Here is a 545-nt window from a genome sequence, read left to right as displayed (position 1 = left end):
TCCCTCGACGGCACCGACGGCCCCTGGGGCGGCAACGCCCTGGCCACCAACGGTCACCTGCACGAGGCGGCGCTGTCCTTCGTGGGCGGGCTGCACGACGACGCCGCGGGCGACCCCGACTGGCCGACCTCGGGCCTCGGCACCGTGAGCGACCTGCGGTCGCGACGCCCGCGCGACCCCGCCGGCGACTGACGCCGACCCTGGTCACCGGGGAGCATCGCCAGTAGCGTCCCCGCCATGCGCATCGGCGAGATCCTCGAGGCCACGTCCACCCGCGACGTCGTCACGATCAGCCCGGACGCCGGGGTGCGCGACCTGATCGCCCTGCTCGCCGAGCACAACATCGGGGCCCTCGTGGTCAGCAGCGACGGCACGACGCTCGACGGCATCGTCAGCGAGCGCGACGTCGTGCGTCACCTCCACAGCGACGGCACCGTCATCAACAACACCGTGGCCGCGATCATGACGCCGGCCGTCGAGACCTGCGCGCCCGACGACGACCTCGACGAGGTGATGGCCACGATGACCGCGCGCCGCTTCCGCCA

General features: G+C 73.2%; 2 protein-coding genes. Both read left to right on the top strand.

Annotated features, from left to right (window positions below):
* Positions 1 to 192: hypothetical protein (locus tag ACTWPP_RS45140; protein ID WP_443110641.1), on the top strand; the 192-nt coding region annotated here is incomplete at its 5' end.
* Between the two features lie 45 nt (positions 193 to 237).
* Positions 238 to 545 (top strand): CBS domain-containing protein (locus tag ACTWPP_RS45135; protein ID WP_443110640.1); only part of this gene is annotated, 308 nt, incomplete at its 3' end.

Origin of the sequence: Actinomadura sp. 3N407 (genome assembly GCF_052245875.1) — a bacterium.
Classification (GTDB): domain Bacteria; phylum Actinomycetota; class Actinomycetes; order Streptosporangiales; family Streptosporangiaceae; genus Spirillospora.
Note: the sequence above shows the minus strand (reverse complement) of the source record. Positions and strands in the feature narration are given on the sequence as shown.